This window comes from Alkalibaculum sporogenes (assembly GCF_009362815.1).
Classification (GTDB): domain Bacteria; phylum Bacillota; class Clostridia; order Eubacteriales; family Alkalibacteraceae; genus Alkalibaculum_A; species Alkalibaculum_A sporogenes.
The window spans coordinates 1-18,955 of the sequence record NZ_WHNX01000011.1; the positions used below are offsets into that span (position 1 = coordinate 1).

The window sequence follows — 18,955 nt, forward strand, 5'->3', positions numbered from 1 at the left end:
AATGACAAGAAAGGATTCTAGTACCATATCAAAGGAAGTACGTAAACATTCAAAAGTTTCAGAACGTAAGAATATGGAATTTGCGCCTATTCCATGTGCGAAGAGAAGAGAATGCGTGTTAATGTATCTGTGTGATCATAACTGTGGAACAGAGTGCAAAATATGCTTGGTATGAGATGCATAGACGTATGTAAGGTATATGAACCTATTCAATGTGAAAAACTGCAAAAACCACCCTATGTATGTAACGGTTGTGGAAAGCGTACTGGTTGTCTTCTTGAGAAAAGAGTATATTCATCAAAGTATGCAGATGACTCATATAAAGGACTTCTAGTCTCATGTAGGGAAGGTATTAATCAAACACCTGAAAGTATTCAGAAAATGAATGATATTCTCACTCCGCTAATAAAAAAGGGTCAGTCAATTGCACACATATATGCAAACCACGCAGAAGAGTTAGGATGTTCTAGAAAGACAACCTATACTTACATTGATGCAGGTATCTTTGATGTCATAAATCTTGATTTAAGACGTCTTGTAAAATATAAAAAACGTAAAAAATCAACACAGAGCAGCGTCAAAGATAGGTTTCATCGTCAAGGTCGTAATTATGATCAGTTCCTGGATTTGGGCATACCCCATTCGAACTGTCCCAACTTCTACTGGACAAGGAATTACATAAACAACTCCATCTTAAGGCAATCAAACCAGATGATGTAACCCTTATGCCAGCATTATTAAGATAAAATAGTCGTAGCACAGGCAGAGATTTTACTGTATAGAACTTAGTCTTACACTAAGGCATGTGGAATTTAGTCTCGCACACTATTTTCAGATGCCTGTTTGCTATGCAGAAAAACCATGTTTTTTGTGCTAATACAGACATTGTAATATAAAAAAAGAGTTTTGTTAAGCTCAAAAGTGGACGTTAGTTCCACAGAAAATAAGGGGTTATGAAAAACTGGAAGTTAGTTTTTCATTCAACCAGAACAATCAACCCTAATATTCAATGTGATTTACAAAAATATTATAATTTATAGATAGCGTAAGATATAGTTATAAAAAGATGAGACATGTCCCTATGCTACTATAGCCTATATAACATGTGACACAAAATGATTTATCTACTTTATATGTACTAAAGCATATAATATTAATTGTAGCTTTTAATAAATTATTTTAACCATTTTTTTAAAATACCTCTTTTAAATAGTAAATAGAAACCCTATGGTTCTACTAAAGGGAGGTGGGAGCCAATATCACTATTGTTATTAATAGATGCTTTTCAAAAAGATAACAATACTTTTTTAGAAATTGTAGACTTATTCAAAAATTCGATAAAATTCTATTCTAGAAAATTAAATTACGATTGTGCAGAAACTGATTTAATCATTTTCTTGTTGGAATTATTGCGTAAAATAGATTTGAGTACTTTTAAAGCAAATGAAAGTCTTGATTATTATATAAAAAAATCAATTAAGCACGAATATATACGACTAAGTAAGAAAAAAATCACTGAATTAATAATTGAAAATGATTTCATTGAGGTAATTCAAGATGACCAATATAATGATCCATTTTCATTAATATATTTTACAGATATGATAGGGAATTTATCGCAGAGAGAAAGTAAAATTTTAGATTATAAATATAATCAAAAATTCACAGATACAGAAATTGCATCGCTACTTGGTTTATCAAGGCAGACAGTTTATAAATATAGAAAGAAAAGTTTAGAAAAATTAAAAAACACAATAAATATGTAAATAGAATAGATTTATCACAGGACATAACCTATCAACTCAGGTTATGTCTTGTGAGTTTATATAACTCTTACAGATTGCTAGAAAGTAAATTTCTATTATATCCAAAAAATAGTGTACAAAAATATATTACATATCCTTATTAATAATTGTAATAAATTTCAACGAGTAATCTGCTCTTTGAATCCGTAATTAGTAATACACAATAAAATGATATAAGGAGGAAATATAAATGGATATAATGGTTTATGCTGCGCAGGCGTGGTTAAATTTAACCTATAGAGGAAGGATTGGTTATAATGAAATCCCAGAAGATGGAATAACAGGATGGGCGACGATGTATGCTTTAACCAGAGCATTGCAAATAGAACTGGGAATAGCAGTTACTTCGGATAATTTTGGAAGCCAAACTATGGCAGCATGTCCTACGTTATCTGTAAATTCAATTCCTGAAGATATAACTGATAGCAATATCGTTAGAATTCTTCAGAGTGCCATGTACTGCAAAGGGTATAGTCCTGGAGATATTAGCGGTAACTATACTGTTGCAACAAAAGATGGGATTCAACAAATGCAATCACATGCAGGGTTATCAAATACAGATGGAGTAGCAACTCCATTGATTTTTAAAGCATTATTGACTATGGATGCTTATGTACTGTTACCTGGAGGAGATTCAAATATTCGCACCATACAGAGGAATCTAAACAGAGATTATTACCCTGCCATAGGAGGGCTCATACCCTGTGACGGTATTTATGGACGCAATACTTGTAAGGCAATGATTATGTCTCTGCAAATCAAGGGAGGAGTTGCAGTAGATGGTCTATGGGGTCCATCCACAGTCGCAACATTACCTGTTTTAGTTTACGGCAATAGCAATAGAGATTATAATTATCTATTGCAATATGCTCTTTATGCCAATGGTTTTAGTCCTAATGGATTTGATGGTCTATTTGGAAACGGGTGCAGAACAGCTGTACAAAATTTCCAAGAGTTTTGCATGATTACGGTAGATGGAATTGTGGGAGCAAGAACATGGGCGTCTTTAATGGTAAGTGCAGGAGACACCAGTAGATCGGCAACAGCATGTGACTGCAGTACAACAGTGACAGCACCACGGGCAGCAACTATTTATAATAATGGCTATAGAATTGTAGGAAGATATCTTACCGGAGGCTGGAAAGAGATTCAGCCAGGGGAAATCCAAACGATATTTAATGCAGATTTAAAGATTTTTCCCATATATCAGACGTCAGGAGACTCTGCTGGTTATTTTAATTATTCAAGAGGTGGTGTTGATGCGGTAAAAGCAATTGTAGCTGCTAAGAAAAATGGATTTAAGCCAGACACTACAATTTATTTCGCAGTTGATTTTGATGCATTAGACCATCATGTAACAAACAACATCTTGCCTTATTTCAGAGGGATCTACAATCAATTTACAAGTTCAAATCCCGGGTATAAAATTGGAATATACGGACCTAGAAATGTATGCTCTAGGATAGGAGGAGCAGGCTATTCAACCAGTAGTTTCGTCTCAGATATGTCTACAGGCTTTAGTGGAAACTTAGGATATAAACTTCCAAATGACTGGAATTTTGATCAAATACTAGAGTATTCTATTGGCAGCGGAGAGGGTCAGATCGCCATAGATAAAAATATATGTAGGGGAAACTATATGGGAGAGAGTAGCGTCATTGAATCTAGCGGAGTAACAACGTCAGATATAGTAGCATTAGCGAATAATTTAGATGGAATAATGAATAGATTAGGAATCACATTTACCTCACCAGAAGCAGAGATTGTATTAATAAATACACCACTGGTAAAAATAAGTGCGAATTTTTCCGTATCTAGTGTGTTTAGCGAAGGCGATGGCCTATTGGTAAAGGTAGAGAATGGTCAGATTGTCAGTGCTGAAGGTGAAGTTTTTGATGTTACAGGTGCATTTGATATTGATGGTGCAACTTTAGGAGCTAAAATTGCATCGTGGGAAGGTATTGATTTTAGTGTTAGTATGACAACGACACCTACTGGTACCAAAATCAGATTAATCAATCAGTACAACGCTGAATACTTTGACCAAATAGGATATTTAACTGAACAATTGACGATAGAATTTAAAAGTCTTAACGAAATCCTTTTGGAAACTCAAATTTCCGCCGCCTTTGATGATATATTGGAGTGGGTAGATGAGAATTCAGGTTTAATTCTTGGTATTTGTATTGTTGCTGTAGTTATAGCAATCATAGGTCTTTTGGGGATAGGAATAAGCACTATAGCAGCTGCAATAGCATCATTTGCATCAGCGCTGATGACTTATGGTATGATCATTGTATTTCTAATGTTTTTTACTAACAAAATATTTGAAGAGGATATAACTTAGATCTTAAAAGGGTGCCTCACAATAATGTTATGAGGCAACCTTTTGCTTATACGAAATATCTTTTATATTTTATGTTGGTAGGATAGCATTTATTAATAATTAAATTAGTATAATGGGAAACAAGCTTACAGAATTCATCTATTTCAATAACTTCGCAAGGAATATATATAATTTCGTCAGAAATTGTACGTATTATAACATAGGCATTGGTAACATATATATCATATAGAGATTTCCATGTAAAATATTTTTTTCCATAACAAGTCTCTGTCTTTATTCCCGTATCTATTATCAAAAGGTTTGTTGTTTGAAATGTATTTTTGTATATATCCGATTCAAATACTCTCTTTCGCAAACTTTTCTTTAATGTTTTGTTTCTATATTTACTAAATATAATCTTATGAAATAAAAAAACAAATAATGTCCCAATCATTAAACCAACTCTCATGGGTGAAAAGATTACACATATTAATAATAAGATTAATAAAGAGATAAGAAAAGGCTTTAACAAACTTCTAACGGCATCGGAGTTAAGTATATGAGAATGATGAAACTGTAAAAAATTATCTTCGTTTATTTTGTAACGAACATCCAATTAATATCACCTCAACTAAATATTATATCTGGTACTTTACTACTGATTTTTAAGTCCGTGTTTTTTATTACCATGTCTAGAAAATTTTTTCGAATATCTTCTTTGATACTATTCGAACCAATAAAAATAAATTCTCTCATATATGTAGTAATATAGATATTATTATTTATGAAATATAAATTTGTTAATGTGTTCCATTTAAAGAATACTTTACATAAATTTGTTATTAATTCGATTCCATCTTCATTTATCTTCAGTGATGTATGCAAAAAACAATTATCAAATATTTTTAACGAATACAACTTTAGAATATTATTTTTATAAATTCGAGATACGACAAAGGGAGTTGATGTGAATATTAAAAATAATACAAATAATCCTATTCGAGTATAATTATTATACGTGGTTACAACAAAAATAAGAAAATAGAATATGGCAATCAAATCTATTGTAATATACCACCCTACATAGAGAGGTGTTTTTTTGTAATGCGATAAATAAAAGTCAATAAATTCTTTTCTCGTAACTTCATATTGTAGTTCTATTGTCATCTCCTCCTATTCTAAATAATTAATTTCTTGTTGTTTAAGTACAGCATAAATCTCAGAAATTTTGCGGGGGCTTTGTAGATTCTATAATATCTTCATCCACAATTCTCAACAAATCATTAAACATCATCCCACCTTTTATATACTTATAGTAAGCTTCTTCCAAATCTTTATTATTCTTAGCATCCATATAAAGATTTTTAGCTTCATCAAGCCAATTATACAGAATAGGGATTTCTTCAACTCCTCCTTGTATTTTTTCTATATAACTTATATTATGTTCTATGTCAGGCATTATCAAAAGTTCCCAACTAGCCATATTACTATCTTTCAATGTTTGAAGATCTGCCTCTGAAGGCTTAGGAAAATCAAATACTGGAGAACCAGCTTTAATCGCATAGTGTTCTGTTAACTCATTTCCGAGCAATAATTTAAAGTATAGGAGGGTTTGCCTTTCTTCATCTGTAATCTCTTTGTTAACATCTATATCTATTAACAGTACTTTTATTTCAGACAAAGTTGGATCTATTGGGCTAGTATGATTGTTTTCTGAATTTGTTGAATTGAGAATATCTTGAGGAGAATTCAACAATAAACTTAAAGACAAAATTAAAAGTACTACTGAAATTACTAGAACCGTTTTTTCGGTTTTTCTCCGATACTGTAGTATATTTTTTATCCGCTGTTTAATACTACTGCCTTTGAAAAATAGGGAAACTTGTTGATTCCCACTCGTATTTATTGCTAATAAGGTTTTTGAGTAATTAGTACGAATATCCTCTTCATATTTTTTTAAGACGCTTTCATCACAAGACATTTCCATATCTCGAATCATCAGGAAATAGCAAATCCAAACAATAGGATTAAACCAATGAACGACCAACGTAATTGCAGATAATAACTGGATGAGATGATCTTTTCTCTTAATATGGATTTGCTCATGTTTAAGAATATAACTGAGTTCTATTTCATTTAAATACATAGGTATATAAATTCGTGGTTTAAGTACCCCCAATACAAAAGGTGTCTTTATTTGATCAGATTCAAAAATATTTCCTTCTTTACATGTAGCTATTGCTACTTGCTTTTTAAGAATTCGATAGGAGGTTATTCCATAGAACAGAAAGGCAAAAATTCCCGCTATCCATACAAGAAGTATGATATCAACAATGGACAATGTAAATAAATGCGGTATTTTCGATTGCTGAAATGTATCAAGATTTTGTGATACTCCAATTTTTCCATTGCTTTGCCAAGTAGGATTCATTTCTATTGCCTCAATATCAGAAGCTCTTTCAGTAAAGGTATATATCAAATTATTTGAAGGTGGTAACAAGCTGACTTGGCTATAAAAAGAAAAGGGGGAAACCAATCTAAAAAAAACTACAGCCCAAAGAATATAAGAATATAATTTGGGAGAATGAAAGAATATGAGTATTGAGCGAAATATTAAAACCACAATCGTAACATAACTTGCCATAAGACTCATGTTCAACACTGTAAAAAAGATATCTTTCATCTCGTCGCCTCTTCAATCATTTTTTTTATTTCTTCCGCGTCTTTCAAAGAGAGAGTTTTATCATTCAAAAAAGCAGTAATAAAAGCTGGCAAAGAACCGTTAAATGATTTTTCAACTAATTCATTACATTCATACTTTTGCATATCTTCTCGTTTTACTAAAGCGACGACAAAAGTATTTTCATTTTTAACGATTTCTCGTTGTGCAAGTTTTCGTAATACAGTGTAAGTGGTAGACTTATTCCAAGCCAGTTTTTCCAGACATACTTTAACCAATTGTGTGGAGTTGATAGGTTCCAATTCCCAAACAATATCCATAAATTTATATTCCGCATCAAAAAGTTTGTTTTTCTTCATATTTACCAATTCCTCTTACTTTTTTATTTTGATACCAATTTTAGTTTATCTCAATAAACCTCACGAGTCAATATGTTATTAATTTTTATTAAATATTGTGATTAAATGTTTTATTCACTTGTTCCTCGCTAGATCAACTAGTTAAATACTTAATAAAACAGCACAAATAATAGAAATTTATTTATGCTGTTTAATTTATTATCTCGTATTTATAGCATAACTACCAGAATCCATTGTAATATCTCTTACTCGAACATATAGTCCAGTTGTTTCTATTACTATACCACTAGCATTTTTATAACCCCAACATCTTAGTCTATTGAAATTATTAAAATTAGCATTATTTGAATAAGTGTACCCTTGACCTCCTCCTATTATAACTCTATGGTTTTGCGGTAAAGTTTTTTGAGTTTGCCAATTTCCATTTACTAATTTTTCTAAATACGTTTCTTTTCTTAATCCGTAATGAGATCCACCTGCATATGCATAACTACTTCCATATACAGCTTTATTAAAATTAGGCAAAGAGTATAATTTATCACCATATCCATTTACTACTTCGCCTTCTTTTGGGAAACCATAATTATCTGTAAACATTGAAGTCATTACAAATGATCCTGTATTTCTATAGATATAGAAGAATGTTCTCCATTGACCCGCTGCATCCACGCTTTCATCTGGAAATAAAAATATTTGTCCGTTTGTAACAGATATCGGTTGTTCTCCTATTCCCATTGGCTCATAAGTTCTTGAACTTGATCCTCCATTTTTATGCCTAAATATATAAGCAACTGCCATTTAATTTCACCTCTATTTAGTGTTTGTTTTTGAATATATATTTCTTTAATATAAAAGGTAAAGATATATAGAATTGTAAATGTTTTTATTAAATATTATTAAATTTATATGTAAAACAATAGGGTATTTAAGGAATGCACTAAGAGGTTTTTTGTATGTATAAAATCAATGGTACAAATCGGTTGTCAAAAATTATAAAGATTGGTACACTTAATATCATTTGTTTTGTAAACCTATTGATTATCATGTTACGTCATAGTGTATATTAATATTTCAAAGGTGATGATTAAATGAAGATTACACTTATGCGCTCAGATGAGAGCGATGATTATTTATATTTTGTGAGTAATAAAAACCTTTTGACTCTCCAGTTACAGGAGCTTGTAGAATAAGTTATGATAAAGGAAGTGAGTGAATGTACCGTATCGGCGATTTTTCAAACTATCATTAAAGAATTACCTGAATGTATTGTTTATTCCAAAAGAATGACCGTGCCAAACTACGACTCATATTTCGAGCTTATTCCTGCAATAGGAAAGGCAGTATCAGAGAAATATCCAGATCTCAAGTGTATTGTTCCCGAATACTGCTTCATCATCTATCTTGATAATGAGTACAAAGAAAAGGACATCCACGTGGAGTACTGCGAAGCGATTGACAAAATGAAAGATGACTTTGAAGACGTTAAATTTAAGAAGATGGAAAAGGTTACTGCTATATCAGTTATGCACAAGGGTGCATATGCTGGACTAGCTCATGCCTATGCATACGCTTTCAAGTGGATTGATGAAAACGGCTATGCAGTCGCTGACAGCCGACCAAAGGTGCGCCCCTACGCATTAATAATGCTATATCGTAGGGGAGACCTTTGGTCTCCCGCTGTATGACACAATATTCTAAAAATGCGAAAAATTATGGACAAATAATTGTTTATCATACTGATAAATAGGAATTTGTAGAAAAGATTATATACCCCTTAGTATAGTTGTCTGCATTTGTAGGCAGCTTTTTTTAAAAAACTTTGTAACGAAATCATATTTCATTAGTTAGTGAGGTGAAAGGAGGATTTAACTTTGGAATTTGAACAAGTATATAAATTGTATTTCAAAGATGTATATATATATCTGTATGGTTTATCACAAAATAAAGCCGTTGCCGAAGATATTACACAAGACACATTTTTAAAAGCAATGAAGAACATTCATACATTTGACGGACGAAAAGAGATTAAAGCATGGCTTTTTACCATCGCACGAAATACATATTATACAGAGTATAATCGCCAAAAACATTTCTCGTCTTATGAGCTTGAGGACAATGTGGATGGTAAAACTAATGTTTTGGATAATTTGATATTAAAAGAACAATCTATTTTGATACTAAAAATTTTGCACAATATGAGCGAACCATATAAAGAAGTTTTTATGTTAAGATTTTTCGGCAGTCTATCTTTTAACAAAATAAGCTTAATTTTTACCAAAACTGAAAGTTGGGCGAGAGTTACTTATTACCGAGCTAAAAAACAAATATTAGAACAAATGGAGGGAAATCATAGTGAATAAAATAAACTGCAACATTGTAAAGGATATTTTGCCTTTATATGCTGATAACATTGTCAGCGAAGACACAAAGAAACTTGTTGAAGAACATCTGCTGAGCTGTAATGACTGTAAAAAGGAACTTTCATTATTAAAATCCGATTTAGAAACACCTACAGTTGTTATAACTGAAAAAGATGACATAGAATTTCTGAAAAAAATAGGTTTAGATATAAAGAAAAAACGAGTATTTAATGCAATACTCTCAGCAACTATTTCAGCCATCGTTGTAATATTATCATTTGCATATCTAACTGCACCTGAATATATACCCTATACTCAATCATCTGAGATTATTACTGTAGATGAGAATAATAACAGTGTAACGCTTTCTTTTGTTGGAGAATATGAACTAACACAAAGTGAGCAAGGAATATATAATATTAGTATTTATAATACTGCATGGAATGAAATTATTGACGCTACAAGATCCCAGACCATTACAGTAAACCCAAATAATGAAGAAGTGAGCACGATTTATTATGTGTCTAACGGAGGAGAAGAGGATAAAGTAATATATGGTAAAAATCTAATTTCTAATGGCGGTGTTATTACCTTGCCACGATTGTTTTTGAATTACTATATTACTCTTGGCATGTTAATTACATTTGTTTTGGTAGTATTCTTTCTAATATTCAGAAAGAAAGAAAAAGTTAAAGCTATCATAGTAAAGATTCTATTTGTTCCTGTTTCTTACTTTGTAAGTCATGTTATGATTACAGGATTTAATGCTACCTCATACTCAGCAACTCGTGATTTTTATTTGATTTTGCTTTTAGTAATACCTATTTATTCTCTATTTTATATTTTGTATAAAAAGAAACATTCGAAATTTAGGCACTAACTGTTATGAGCATAACACGAAGTTCATAAATTCCAATTTGTAGTCTACTGTAATAAATTTAAGACTATATTTACACATAAAAAGACTATGCGAAAACATAGTCTTTTTTGCTTGTGATCCTATTTAATTTACTTTGGTTTGCACCTCAAAAGAGAACATGTTATATAAGAAGTGGTTGGTTTTTAAACTTTATGAATTTTACGCTCGGTGGGTTTTCGTGACTCTTAATCTTCTCTCAACTTCACAATCTTTGCAGCACTACGCTTTTGGTCATCGCTGATGGCAGCGTAGTGTTTTTTTGTAGTGTTGACGTCTTTGTGTCCCAATACGTCGGCTACTAGGTAAATATCTCCTGTCTCTCTATAGAGGTTGGTGCCATAGGTGCTTCTTAATTTGTGAGGGGAGATGTTTTTTAATGGGGTTATAATGCTGGCGTATTTTTTTACTAATTTTTGGATAGCACTTACTCCTAAGCGTTTTCTTTGAAGTGATAGGAAAAAGGCATTTTCATGGCCAGGGTAGGGGATAATGCTTTCTCTAACGGATATGTAATCTGTTAGGATTTTTTGAACTTCATCGCTAAAGTAAAGAATAGTTTCACTTCCACCTTTACGAATAATTCGAAAGCTGTTATTTTCAAAATTAAAGTGTTGTATTTCTAATCCAACACATTCGCTTATACGGATACCAGTACCTAATAATAGGGCAATTAAAGCTAAATCTCTTTCTTTATTGTGTTCATGATATTTCTTTTGTGAGGCAGATAAATTTTCACCTGTCTCAATAGTATCTAGTAAATTAGCTACTTCATCAACTTCTAAGCGAATTATAGCTTTTTCTTTGCTTTTAGGTAGATCTACTAGTAGGGCAGGGTTGCTTATTATTAATTCTTTTTTAAAGAAGTATCTATAGAAAGTTCTTATAGTTGAAAGTTTTCTAGCTTTTCCACTATTTGAATTTGTATAGGTTATAAATTGATCTGGATTTTTATAGTTGGGTAGGGAGTAGAATGATAAAAACTCCATAAACTTCTCTATATCGATTGAAGTTATCACATCTAAATCTTCTATATTTAATTCTTTCATCTTTTTTCCATAAAAGTTTTCTAATTCTTCGGTAATATAATAAAAGAATGTTCTTAAGTCAAAAGCATAAGCAATCCTTGTTTTAATAGAAGTATTTGGTTCAATTCCTCTGAAAAAGGTTTCTACGAAAGTTGGCAAATCATTGATTAATTTTCTCAATTTAATAGTTAACTGAGTATTTTGATCTTTTGTAAATGTATCCATTTTCATTTTTAATCATCCTTTTGTATAAAAATTTGATCTGAGGTGATGGGTAAATTGTACTAATATGTAATTTGAAAGTCTAACAGCATTTTAGCCAATAATATGTTATTGAAGGATAACATGGTATTTATGGAAATTACTATAGTAAAATTGTATCACAACTATCTGTTAAACACAAGTTTAATGTAAAGTTGACAAAAGAAAAGGGTACTTTTTTATATTTTACATTCTATTAGAGATTTTCATAAGTTTTTCTACTTTGTTAGTATAAAGAATTTGTTTTTGTATCAATAATTAAAATAATAAAAGATTTACTAATAATATATAGTTTTAACTCTAGTGCAGTCTCAAACTTTGATATACGCCTTCATTTATATAATACATTGGTAGAAGACTAATATTATTAGTGTAAAAATTTAATAGCTTTAAAACGCAATTATGGGCTCTGTATTTTTACTGATAATAAATCAGTTTCTCTCTTTATAGTATTTCTGAGATTTTGAGAAGAGATTCTATTTTTAATACTTGGATTCTTATCTACATGACTTTTAATTAAATGTTGTATAGTACGTTTACTAATTTGACTTTTACGCTGACTTAAAAAAAGATAATCACAATTAGCATTTTTTCTCTCATTATTTAAATAATCATATATAATATTTTTACACTCATTATTCAATAAAACAATTTTATCATCGTATCCTTCTTGATTAATAACTATATGATTATTTTCTAAATCCAAATCATATAGTTTAATATTTATTATCTCTATAAGTCTTATACCTGAATATACAAATAATAGTATAATTGATTTATCTCTGAGTGGGAATTTTCCACCGATGCTATTTACTAATACTAATGCATTATCAAGTTCTAATTGTTGAGAAAGCTTATTTGTTTTTTTAGGTACATCTACATTATCACAAGGGTTTTTATCTAAGTATCTCTTTGTATTAACTAGATAATTAAAAAAAGATCTTATACTAGATAATTTCCTAGCTTTTGCTGCTTCGCTATTGTTCCTATTATTTGAAATATAATTCATAAATGCGATTATGTCAACAATAGATGTTCTAGATAATAGTTGTATATCTACATCTATTATATCGATTGAATCGAAATGTGTAATGTTAATAGTAAATAATCTGGTTTTTAAGTACTTTAAAAACAATACTATATCATATGAATACGCTTTAGCAGTTTGAGGTCGTATTTTACCTGTTTCAATTAATGTGTTTATATATTCATTTAAAATATCTGGTGTATTTTTATCCACCTTATCACCTACCTATTTTTAGCTAAATATAGTAGTCTCAGATGCCTACCTAGCTGGCAGCCAATTGGCTTCTGTTTACAAATAGTATATCATAAATAATAACATTGCGCGAAATATTATTTAACGCAATGTTACATACAAGTATATCTTTATCTTTAACAATAAATAATAAAATTACTTATTGACTTATTTCCTTCCCGCCTTTATAATAATAAATGTACTATTTTTAGGGGTATAGCTCAGTTGGTAGAGCAGTGGTCTCCAAAACCACGTGCCGATGGTTCAAATCCTTCTACCCCTGCCAAATTTAATCATTAGTTGTATGTATATAAATAAGATCTCACAGATCTTATTTTTTTTATCGCGAAGACAATGAGCCAAGCGGCTGCGTCGAAGACGCATTTTCATAGAATTGAAAGTTTGGCCAGCTTGCTGAGTTAAACAAGAAATTCTATGAAAATACTACGTCGAAGACGTAGAACATTTGGCGACTGTCCGCGTAACCAGGAGAAACTCGCGAAGCGTGTTTCTCGCTGAGTTAAACAAGAAATTCTATGAAAATACTACGTCGAAGACGTAGATCGTTTGGCGACTGTCCGCGTAACTATAAGTTCTTATTTTTTTAATGTAAAGAAATAGCGTGACTACGCCTCATACAATACCAACAACATATCTATTAGCTCTCCACGAGATAGTTTTATGGATTTTGCGGCGATTACAGCTTCAAACAATTTATCTTCTACTATTTTCACTTGATTTTCTTTTACCATCTCATTGTTTTGGGCTGTTATATAAGATCCTTTGCCAGGTACTGTGGAGATATACCCTTCTTTCTCTAAGTCGTCATAAGCTCGCTTTATGGTTATTATGCTAATCCCTAGATCCTTGGACAGTTTTCTAATTGAAGGCATCATTTGCCCTTCTTTAAGCTCGCCTATCATAATAGATTCTTGAACTTTGCCAACTATTTGTTCGTATATTGGTTTGTCACTAGTATTTGAAATAGAGATATTGATAAAATCACTCCTTTAGATTACTGTATATACACAGACGTTCCGCACTGTATATATACAATATACACAGATGAAATTCATCTGTCAATAGCTATACAATGTGAAATGTTAGAATTACATTTACTTCGTACAAGAAGGTGTCTTCGACGCGTTTTAAAGAATATAGGATAACGAGCTAGTCAAACTATCTATCTTATAAAACAAATAAGCTCCTAGACATAGCCTAGAAGCTTATTTGTTAATGAATAAAGTTACATTTTTAAACGTGGACCTCCCCTTTTTCTCCTAGAAGATCTTGATTTTCTGTTAAGATAGGATTGATTATATCATTTATAAACTCTACAACTTGTTCTGGTGCTCGCCCAATGTATTTATTAGCATCTAATACATCGTCTAATTCGCCTTCATTTAGATTAAAGCTTGGATCATTTTTGATTCTTTCTATTAAATCGTTACTCTTTCCTTCTACTTTTACCATTTTGCCTGCTTCCATAGAATGAATTCTGATTCTTTCATGCAATTCTTGCCTATCTCCACCTTTTTTAACACCTTGCATAATAATATTTTCTGTAGCCATGAAAGGTAATTCCTCTTCAATGCGTTGTTGAATTACTTTTTCATATACTACTAAACCTTCTGAAATATTTAAGCATATGTTTAGAATGGCATCTACTGCTAAAAAAGATTCTGGTATACTTATTCGCTTGTTAGCAGAATCGTCAAGAGTTCTTTCAAACCATTGAGTAGAAGCAGTAATTGCTGGATTTAAGGCAGTTACAATAACATAACGAGCCAAGGCACCTATTCTTTCGCTTCTCATTGGATTTCGCTTATATGCCATTGCAGAGGATCCTATTTGATTTTTTTCAAAAGGCTCTTCTATTTCTTTTAAATGTTGAAGAAGTCTCATGTCATTACTGAATTTATATAAGCTTTGTGCAATCCCACTTAGAACATTACAGACTTGGCTGTCGTACTTTCTTGAATAAGTTTGCCCAGTTACTTTATAAGATTCTTTAAATCCCATTTTTTCTGCTACCATGCGGTCTAATTTCTTAATTTTTTCATGATCACCTTCAAATAACTCCATGAAGCTTGCCTGCGTGCCAGTAGTTCCTTTTACGCCTCGAAGTTTTGTGTTACATAGTAGATGATTTAAATCTTCTAAATCCATGACTAAATCTTGAATCCAAAGACATGCTCTTTTTCCAACAGTTGTTAATTGTGCTGCTTGAAAATGTGTGAAACCTAGAGTAGGCATATCTTTATATTTTAGGGCAAATTGTGATAATTTATCAATACAGTTAATAAGCTTTTTCTTCATTAATTCTAAGCCTTGTGTGTATTGGATAATATCAGTGTTATCTCCTACATATGCGCTAGTTGCGCCAAGATGGATAATGCCTCCTGCTTTTGGACACTGATGGGCATATGTGTGTACATGAGCCATTACATCGTGTCTAAGTTCCTTTTCTTTTTCTTTTGCCATTTTATAATCTATATTAAAAATATTAGCTTCAAGTTCGTCGATTTGTTCTTGCTCTATAGGTAAACCCAATTCTTTTTCACATTTTGCAAGGGCTACCCATAATTTTCTCCAAGTAATAAACTTATTATCAGCTGAAAAAATAAATGACGCTTCTTTAGAAGAATATCGTTGGATTAAAGGACTTTCGTATTCATTTGTAGGCATATTTACACTCCCAACTCAATAAATTTTTCTATTCTGTCTAAACCTTTTTTGATTTCTTCCATTGTTGTAGCGTATGAAACTCTCACAAAAGTATCTATTCCAAATGCTATTCCAGGCACTAATGCAACTTTTGAATCTTCTAGTAATGCATCGGCAAGTTCAAGAGAAGTTCTAATGATTTTTCCGTTATAGGTTTTATTAAGTAACTTAGATATATTTATGAAAACATAAAAAGCACCTTGTGGATATATATAAGAAAGAGATTTCATACCATCTAATCTTTCTACCATATATTTCCTTCTTTGGTCGTACTCTTTGTGCATCTCTAAAAATACTTCTTCGTTACAATTTAACGCACCTATTCCAGCATATTGAGTTATAGAAGAAGGATGTGATACAGCATGACCTTGTATATTTCCCATAGCCTTGATTACTTCACTATTTCCTGCAGTATAACCTAATCGCCATCCAGTCATAGCATAATCTTTACTCATTCCATTGATAAGGATTGTAAGATGTTTTATTTCAGGACTAATCTCAGCAATGCTGATATGTTGATTGCCATCATATACAAGTCTTTCATAGATTTCATCTGATATAACGTAAATATTATGGTTTACTGCGACTTCTGCTATACTTTCTAACTCTTCTCTAGAGTATACGGCTCCTATTGGATTGCTTGGGCTATTAAGTAAAAGAGCTTTAGTCTTATCAGTTATCGTCGCTTCAAGTTCCTTTGCAGTGATTTTAAAATTATTAGACTCTTTAGTTTGGATAATTACAGGTACTCCTCCTGCTATTTTAATAATTTCAGGGTAACTTACCCAGTAAGGAGATGCCATAATTACTTCTTCTCCCGAATTTAAAATAGTTTGAAAAGCAGTTGACAAACTGTGTTTTGCGCCACTGTTTACTATTATTTGGTCAGCAGTATAATCTAAATTATTGTCTTTTTTAAGTTTAGTTGCTATTAATTCTCTTAGCTCTAATACTCCAGTCGCAGGCGTGTATTTAGTATAACCTGCTTCAATAGCTTCTATTGCAGCTTTTTTTATTGGTATAGGTGTATCAAAATCCGGCTCCCCAGCACCAAATCCAACTACATCATGTCCTTGCATTACTAATTCTTTAGCTTTTGCTGTAATTGCCAAGGTCATGGAGGGTTGAATATTTTTTGCTTTTTCTGATATCATGTTTTTCACTTTATAACCTCCATTTAAGTATTAACTATATATTGAAACCATAAGACTTTCAAGCATTCGAATTGAATCGTTTATAGGTCCATGATAGTTTTTCTTGAGTATAGGAAGGTATCTAGTACCTTCTTCAGTAATTTTATAGTACCTAGTTGATCGTTTGACAGGATCACTCCATCTTCCAATAATATAACCTTCATCTTCTAATTGTCTAAGTAAAGGATATATCATTCCGGGACTAGGAGCCCATTGTTCATTTAATATGAGTGAAATATTGTCGATTATTTTATTGCCGTATAATTCTTTTTCACTTAACATATTTAGAATCAACAACTTAACTAAAGCAGTCATACTTATTTTAAATAAAGCATTTCTATTTCTTCCTTTTCTTATTGGCATTTAAGCACCTTTGCTTCTTTCATATTTTCAACATAAGTATATGGAATTTTCACAGTGCCTATAAAAGGTTTTCTTGTTGGGTCGCTTGAGTGACAATCTGAACCACCAGTGATTAGCAAATTATTATTTTTTGCCATGTGATAATATTCTACATTGTTTTGTGAAGTGTGCTTATAATGATAAACTTCAATTCCGTCAATTTTCATTGAAATAATATCTTCTATTAAATTTTGAGTTTTTATAAGTCCAGGATGTGCTATAACAGATATTCCTCCAGCATTATGGATACTCTTAATAGCTTCTTGTGGCGAAAGTTTAAATCGTTCAACATAGTATGGACTTCCAGGGAGCATATACTTTTTAAACGCGTCGTTTATTGAATCAGCGTAACCCTTTCGTATCAGCATTTGAGCAAAATGAGGTCTTCCAATAGAGTTTCCTTTACTAACAGTTAATAAATCATCTTCACTGATATCAATCCCATTTATATTAAATACTTCAATCATCTTTTGTGCTCGATGAATACGTTGGGTTTGCATATTTTGAATAAACTCACTAAAGGGTTCATCAGTAAGTTCAAATAAGTAACCTAGGATATGAATTTCTTCCCCTTTATATACAGTACTAAATTCAATGCCAGGTATTATCTCGACTTTATAATTATCACAATTGGCTACTGCTTCTTTGACCCCATCAATTGTATCGTGATCTGTTATAGAAATGGCTTTTAACTTTAAATTAGTTGAGTGATGTAAAATTTCTTTAATAGTTAAATTACCATCAGAATAGTTTGAGTGCATGTGTAAATCTGAATAAAACAAATTAATTTCTCCTTTAATTCTAAGATATTATAACATAAAAGATGGTAAAGTGTCGTTTATTCAATAACTTTTATGAAATTGTCTATAGCTTCGCACTTTCCAGTTTTTTCATTGATCTCTACATATAGTCCGTTTATTTGCATTATACCAGTGGCAATTTCAAATTTTACAGGTCTCCTACTTTTAAGATGTTGAATTATTATATCTTTATCTACTCCTAAAACACCATCAAAAGGTCCAGTCATGCCTACGTCAGTGATATATCCTGTTCCCTGAGGTAGAATTCTTTTGTCTGCTGTTTGAACATGAGTGTGTGTACCGTATACAAGAGATACTCTTCCATCTGAATAGTAACCCATAGCAATTTTTTCCGATGTGGCTTCACCATGAAAATCGAGGATTATTATTTTACACTTTGAGGATATTTCTTCTAAAATAGCGTCTATTGTAGTAAAAGGACAAATTAAATTATTAAGATATACTATACCTGAGATATTTATAACGCCAATTTTTATACCATTTTTCTCAAATATAGTATATCCTTTTCCTGGACACGGGTCAGGATAATTGGCAGGTCTAATTAAATTTGTATAATCGTCTATATAATTTACAATATCTTTTTTATCCCACACATGGTTACCCATGGTTATTATATCTACTCCATTTTCAAAGAACTCTTTAGCGTTTTTTTCTGTTAATCCATTCCCTCCAGAGGCATTTTCACAGTTTGCAATAGTTATATCTACTTGATATTTACTTTTTAAATTAGTTAATTCTTGTTGTATAATATTTCTCCCGGCACGTCCAACAACGTCACCTATTATGAGTATTTTCAAAAAAACTTACCTCCTGTATTCT

Annotated in this window: 18 protein-coding genes and 1 tRNA gene; 7 read left to right on the forward strand and 12 right to left on the reverse strand. The window is 31.4% G+C overall.

Annotated features, from left to right (window positions below; translation table 11 throughout):
* Nucleotides 1-162 precede the first annotated feature (162 nt).
* The 3 genes from GC105_RS08320 (at nt 163) to GC105_RS08330 (ending at nt 4,152) form a co-directional block, all read left to right on the forward strand.
* Nucleotides 163-720 (forward strand): hypothetical protein, encoded by a 558-nt coding sequence (locus GC105_RS08320; RefSeq protein WP_152803613.1) that lies wholly within the window; start codon nt 163-165, stop codon nt 718-720.
* 545 nt (nt 721-1,265) lie between these two features.
* Nucleotides 1,266-1,766 (forward strand): RNA polymerase sigma factor, encoded by a 501-nt coding sequence (locus tag GC105_RS08325; RefSeq protein ID WP_152803616.1) that lies wholly within the window; start codon nt 1,266-1,268, stop codon nt 1,764-1,766.
* Between the two features lie 229 nt (nt 1,767-1,995).
* Nucleotides 1,996-4,152: a glycoside hydrolase domain-containing protein gene (locus tag GC105_RS08330; protein ID WP_152803618.1), complete on the forward strand. Its 2,157-nt coding sequence runs from the start codon at nt 1,996-1,998 to the stop codon at nt 4,150-4,152.
* Nucleotides 4,153-4,758: 606 nt separating this feature from the next.
* On the opposite strand, the gene GC105_RS08335 is transcribed toward GC105_RS08330, so the two are convergent.
* The 4 genes from GC105_RS08335 to GC105_RS08350 all read right to left on the reverse strand — a co-directional run bounded on the left by GC105_RS08335 (nt 4,759) and on the right by GC105_RS08350 (nt 7,968).
* On the reverse strand, nt 4,759-5,298 hold the full coding sequence (locus tag GC105_RS08335) for a hypothetical protein (protein ID WP_152803620.1): 540 nt from the start codon (nt 5,296-5,298) through the stop codon (nt 4,759-4,761).
* Nucleotides 5,299-5,350: 52 nt separating this feature from the next.
* Nucleotides 5,351-6,814 (reverse strand): M56 family metallopeptidase, encoded by a 1,464-nt coding sequence (locus GC105_RS08340; RefSeq protein WP_152803622.1) that lies wholly within the window; start codon nt 6,812-6,814, stop codon nt 5,351-5,353.
* Nucleotides 6,811-7,170 (reverse strand): BlaI/MecI/CopY family transcriptional regulator, encoded by a 360-nt coding sequence (locus tag GC105_RS08345; RefSeq protein ID WP_152803624.1) that lies wholly within the window; start codon nt 7,168-7,170, stop codon nt 6,811-6,813. The genes GC105_RS08340 and GC105_RS08345 overlap by 4 nt, the downstream gene beginning before the upstream one ends.
* A gap of 198 nt (nt 7,171-7,368) precedes the next feature.
* Nucleotides 7,369-7,968 (reverse strand): hypothetical protein, encoded by a 600-nt coding sequence (locus GC105_RS08350; protein WP_152803626.1) that lies wholly within the window; start codon nt 7,966-7,968, stop codon nt 7,369-7,371.
* A gap of 395 nt (nt 7,969-8,363) precedes the next feature.
* Between GC105_RS08350 and GC105_RS08355 the strand changes: the two genes are divergently transcribed.
* The 3 genes from GC105_RS08355 (at nt 8,364) to GC105_RS08365 (ending at nt 10,410) form a co-directional block, all read left to right on the forward strand.
* The gene (locus GC105_RS08355) at nt 8,364-8,855 is read left to right on the forward strand and encodes a GyrI-like domain-containing protein (RefSeq protein WP_152803628.1); all 492 of its coding nucleotides are present in this window, start codon (nt 8,364-8,366) and stop codon (nt 8,853-8,855) included.
* A 186-nt stretch (nt 8,856-9,041) separates the two neighbouring features.
* Nucleotides 9,042-9,530 (forward strand): RNA polymerase sigma factor, encoded by a 489-nt coding sequence (locus tag GC105_RS08360; protein ID WP_152803630.1) that lies wholly within the window; start codon nt 9,042-9,044, stop codon nt 9,528-9,530.
* Nucleotides 9,523-10,410, forward strand: coding sequence for a zf-HC2 domain-containing protein (locus GC105_RS08365; RefSeq protein ID WP_152803631.1), 888 nt, complete (start codon nt 9,523-9,525; stop codon nt 10,408-10,410). The genes GC105_RS08360 and GC105_RS08365 overlap by 8 nt, the downstream gene beginning before the upstream one ends.
* Before the next feature lie 224 nt (nt 10,411-10,634).
* Here the strand turns inward: GC105_RS08365 and GC105_RS08370 are convergent, their stop codons facing one another.
* Nucleotides 10,635-11,705 (reverse strand): tyrosine-type recombinase/integrase, encoded by a 1,071-nt coding sequence (locus GC105_RS08370; RefSeq protein WP_343029993.1) that lies wholly within the window; start codon nt 11,703-11,705, stop codon nt 10,635-10,637.
* 430 nt (nt 11,706-12,135) lie between these two features.
* Nucleotides 12,136-12,975, reverse strand: coding sequence for a tyrosine-type recombinase/integrase (locus GC105_RS08375; protein ID WP_152803633.1), 840 nt, complete (start codon nt 12,973-12,975; stop codon nt 12,136-12,138).
* A 228-nt stretch (nt 12,976-13,203) separates the two neighbouring features.
* On the opposite strand from GC105_RS08375, the gene GC105_RS08380 reads away from it, so the two are divergent.
* Nucleotides 13,204-13,279, forward strand: a tRNA-Trp gene (locus GC105_RS08380).
* Nucleotides 13,280-13,619: 340 nt separating this feature from the next.
* Here GC105_RS08380 and GC105_RS08385 read toward each other — a convergent pair.
* The 6 genes from GC105_RS08385 to GC105_RS08410 all read right to left on the reverse strand — a co-directional run bounded on the left by GC105_RS08385 (nt 13,620) and on the right by GC105_RS08410 (nt 18,933).
* Entirely contained in the window at nt 13,620-13,991 is a 372-nt protein-coding gene (locus tag GC105_RS08385; RefSeq protein WP_343029996.1) for a GntR family transcriptional regulator, read from the reverse strand.
* Between the two features lie 256 nt (nt 13,992-14,247).
* The gene (purB, locus tag GC105_RS08390) at nt 14,248-15,681 is read right to left on the reverse strand and encodes an adenylosuccinate lyase (RefSeq protein ID WP_152803637.1); all 1,434 of its coding nucleotides are present in this window, start codon (nt 15,679-15,681) and stop codon (nt 14,248-14,250) included.
* Nucleotides 15,682-15,683: 2 nt separating this feature from the next.
* Nucleotides 15,684-16,874, reverse strand: a complete 1,191-nt coding sequence (locus tag GC105_RS08395; RefSeq protein WP_207706966.1) for a pyridoxal phosphate-dependent aminotransferase — start codon at nt 16,872-16,874, stop codon at nt 15,684-15,686.
* A gap of 30 nt (nt 16,875-16,904) precedes the next feature.
* Nucleotides 16,905-17,276 (reverse strand): PadR family transcriptional regulator, encoded by a 372-nt coding sequence (locus GC105_RS08400; protein ID WP_152803639.1) that lies wholly within the window; start codon nt 17,274-17,276, stop codon nt 16,905-16,907.
* The gene (locus GC105_RS08405) at nt 17,267-18,097 is read right to left on the reverse strand and encodes a PHP domain-containing protein (RefSeq protein WP_152803641.1); all 831 of its coding nucleotides are present in this window, start codon (nt 18,095-18,097) and stop codon (nt 17,267-17,269) included. The genes GC105_RS08400 and GC105_RS08405 overlap by 10 nt, the downstream gene beginning before the upstream one ends.
* A 56-nt stretch (nt 18,098-18,153) precedes the next feature.
* Complete coding sequence (locus GC105_RS08410) at nt 18,154-18,933, reverse strand: TIGR00282 family metallophosphoesterase (protein ID WP_152803643.1); 780 nt, start codon at nt 18,931-18,933, stop codon at nt 18,154-18,156.
* Between the last annotated feature and the right edge of the window lie 22 nt (nt 18,934-18,955).

Coding starts and splice junctions, on each gene's coding strand:
- GC105_RS08320 (WP_152803613.1), top strand. CDS start 163: ATGCTTGGTATGAGATGCATAGACGTATGTAAGGTATATGAACCTATT.
- GC105_RS08330 (WP_152803618.1), top strand. CDS start 1,996: ATGGATATAATGGTTTATGCTGCGCAGGCGTGGTTAAATTTAACCTAT.
- GC105_RS08335 (WP_152803620.1), bottom strand. CDS start 5,298: ATGACAATAGAACTACAATATGAAGTTACGAGAAAAGAATTTATTGAC.
- GC105_RS08340 (WP_152803622.1), bottom strand. CDS start 6,814: ATGAAAGATATCTTTTTTACAGTGTTGAACATGAGTCTTATGGCAAGT.
- GC105_RS08345 (WP_152803624.1), bottom strand. CDS start 7,170: ATGAAGAAAAACAAACTTTTTGATGCGGAATATAAATTTATGGATATT.
- GC105_RS08350 (WP_152803626.1), bottom strand. CDS start 7,968: ATGGCAGTTGCTTATATATTTAGGCATAAAAATGGAGGATCAAGTTCA.
- GC105_RS08355 (WP_152803628.1), top strand. CDS start 8,364: ATGATAAAGGAAGTGAGTGAATGTACCGTATCGGCGATTTTTCAAACT.
- GC105_RS08370 (WP_343029993.1), bottom strand. CDS start 11,705: ATGAAAATGGATACATTTACAAAAGATCAAAATACTCAGTTAACTATT.
- purB (WP_152803637.1), bottom strand. CDS start 15,681: ATGCCTACAAATGAATACGAAAGTCCTTTAATCCAACGATATTCTTCT.
- GC105_RS08395 (WP_207706966.1), bottom strand. CDS start 16,874: ATGATATCAGAAAAAGCAAAAAATATTCAACCCTCCATGACCTTGGCA.
- GC105_RS08400 (WP_152803639.1), bottom strand. CDS start 17,276: ATGCCAATAAGAAAAGGAAGAAATAGAAATGCTTTATTTAAAATAAGT.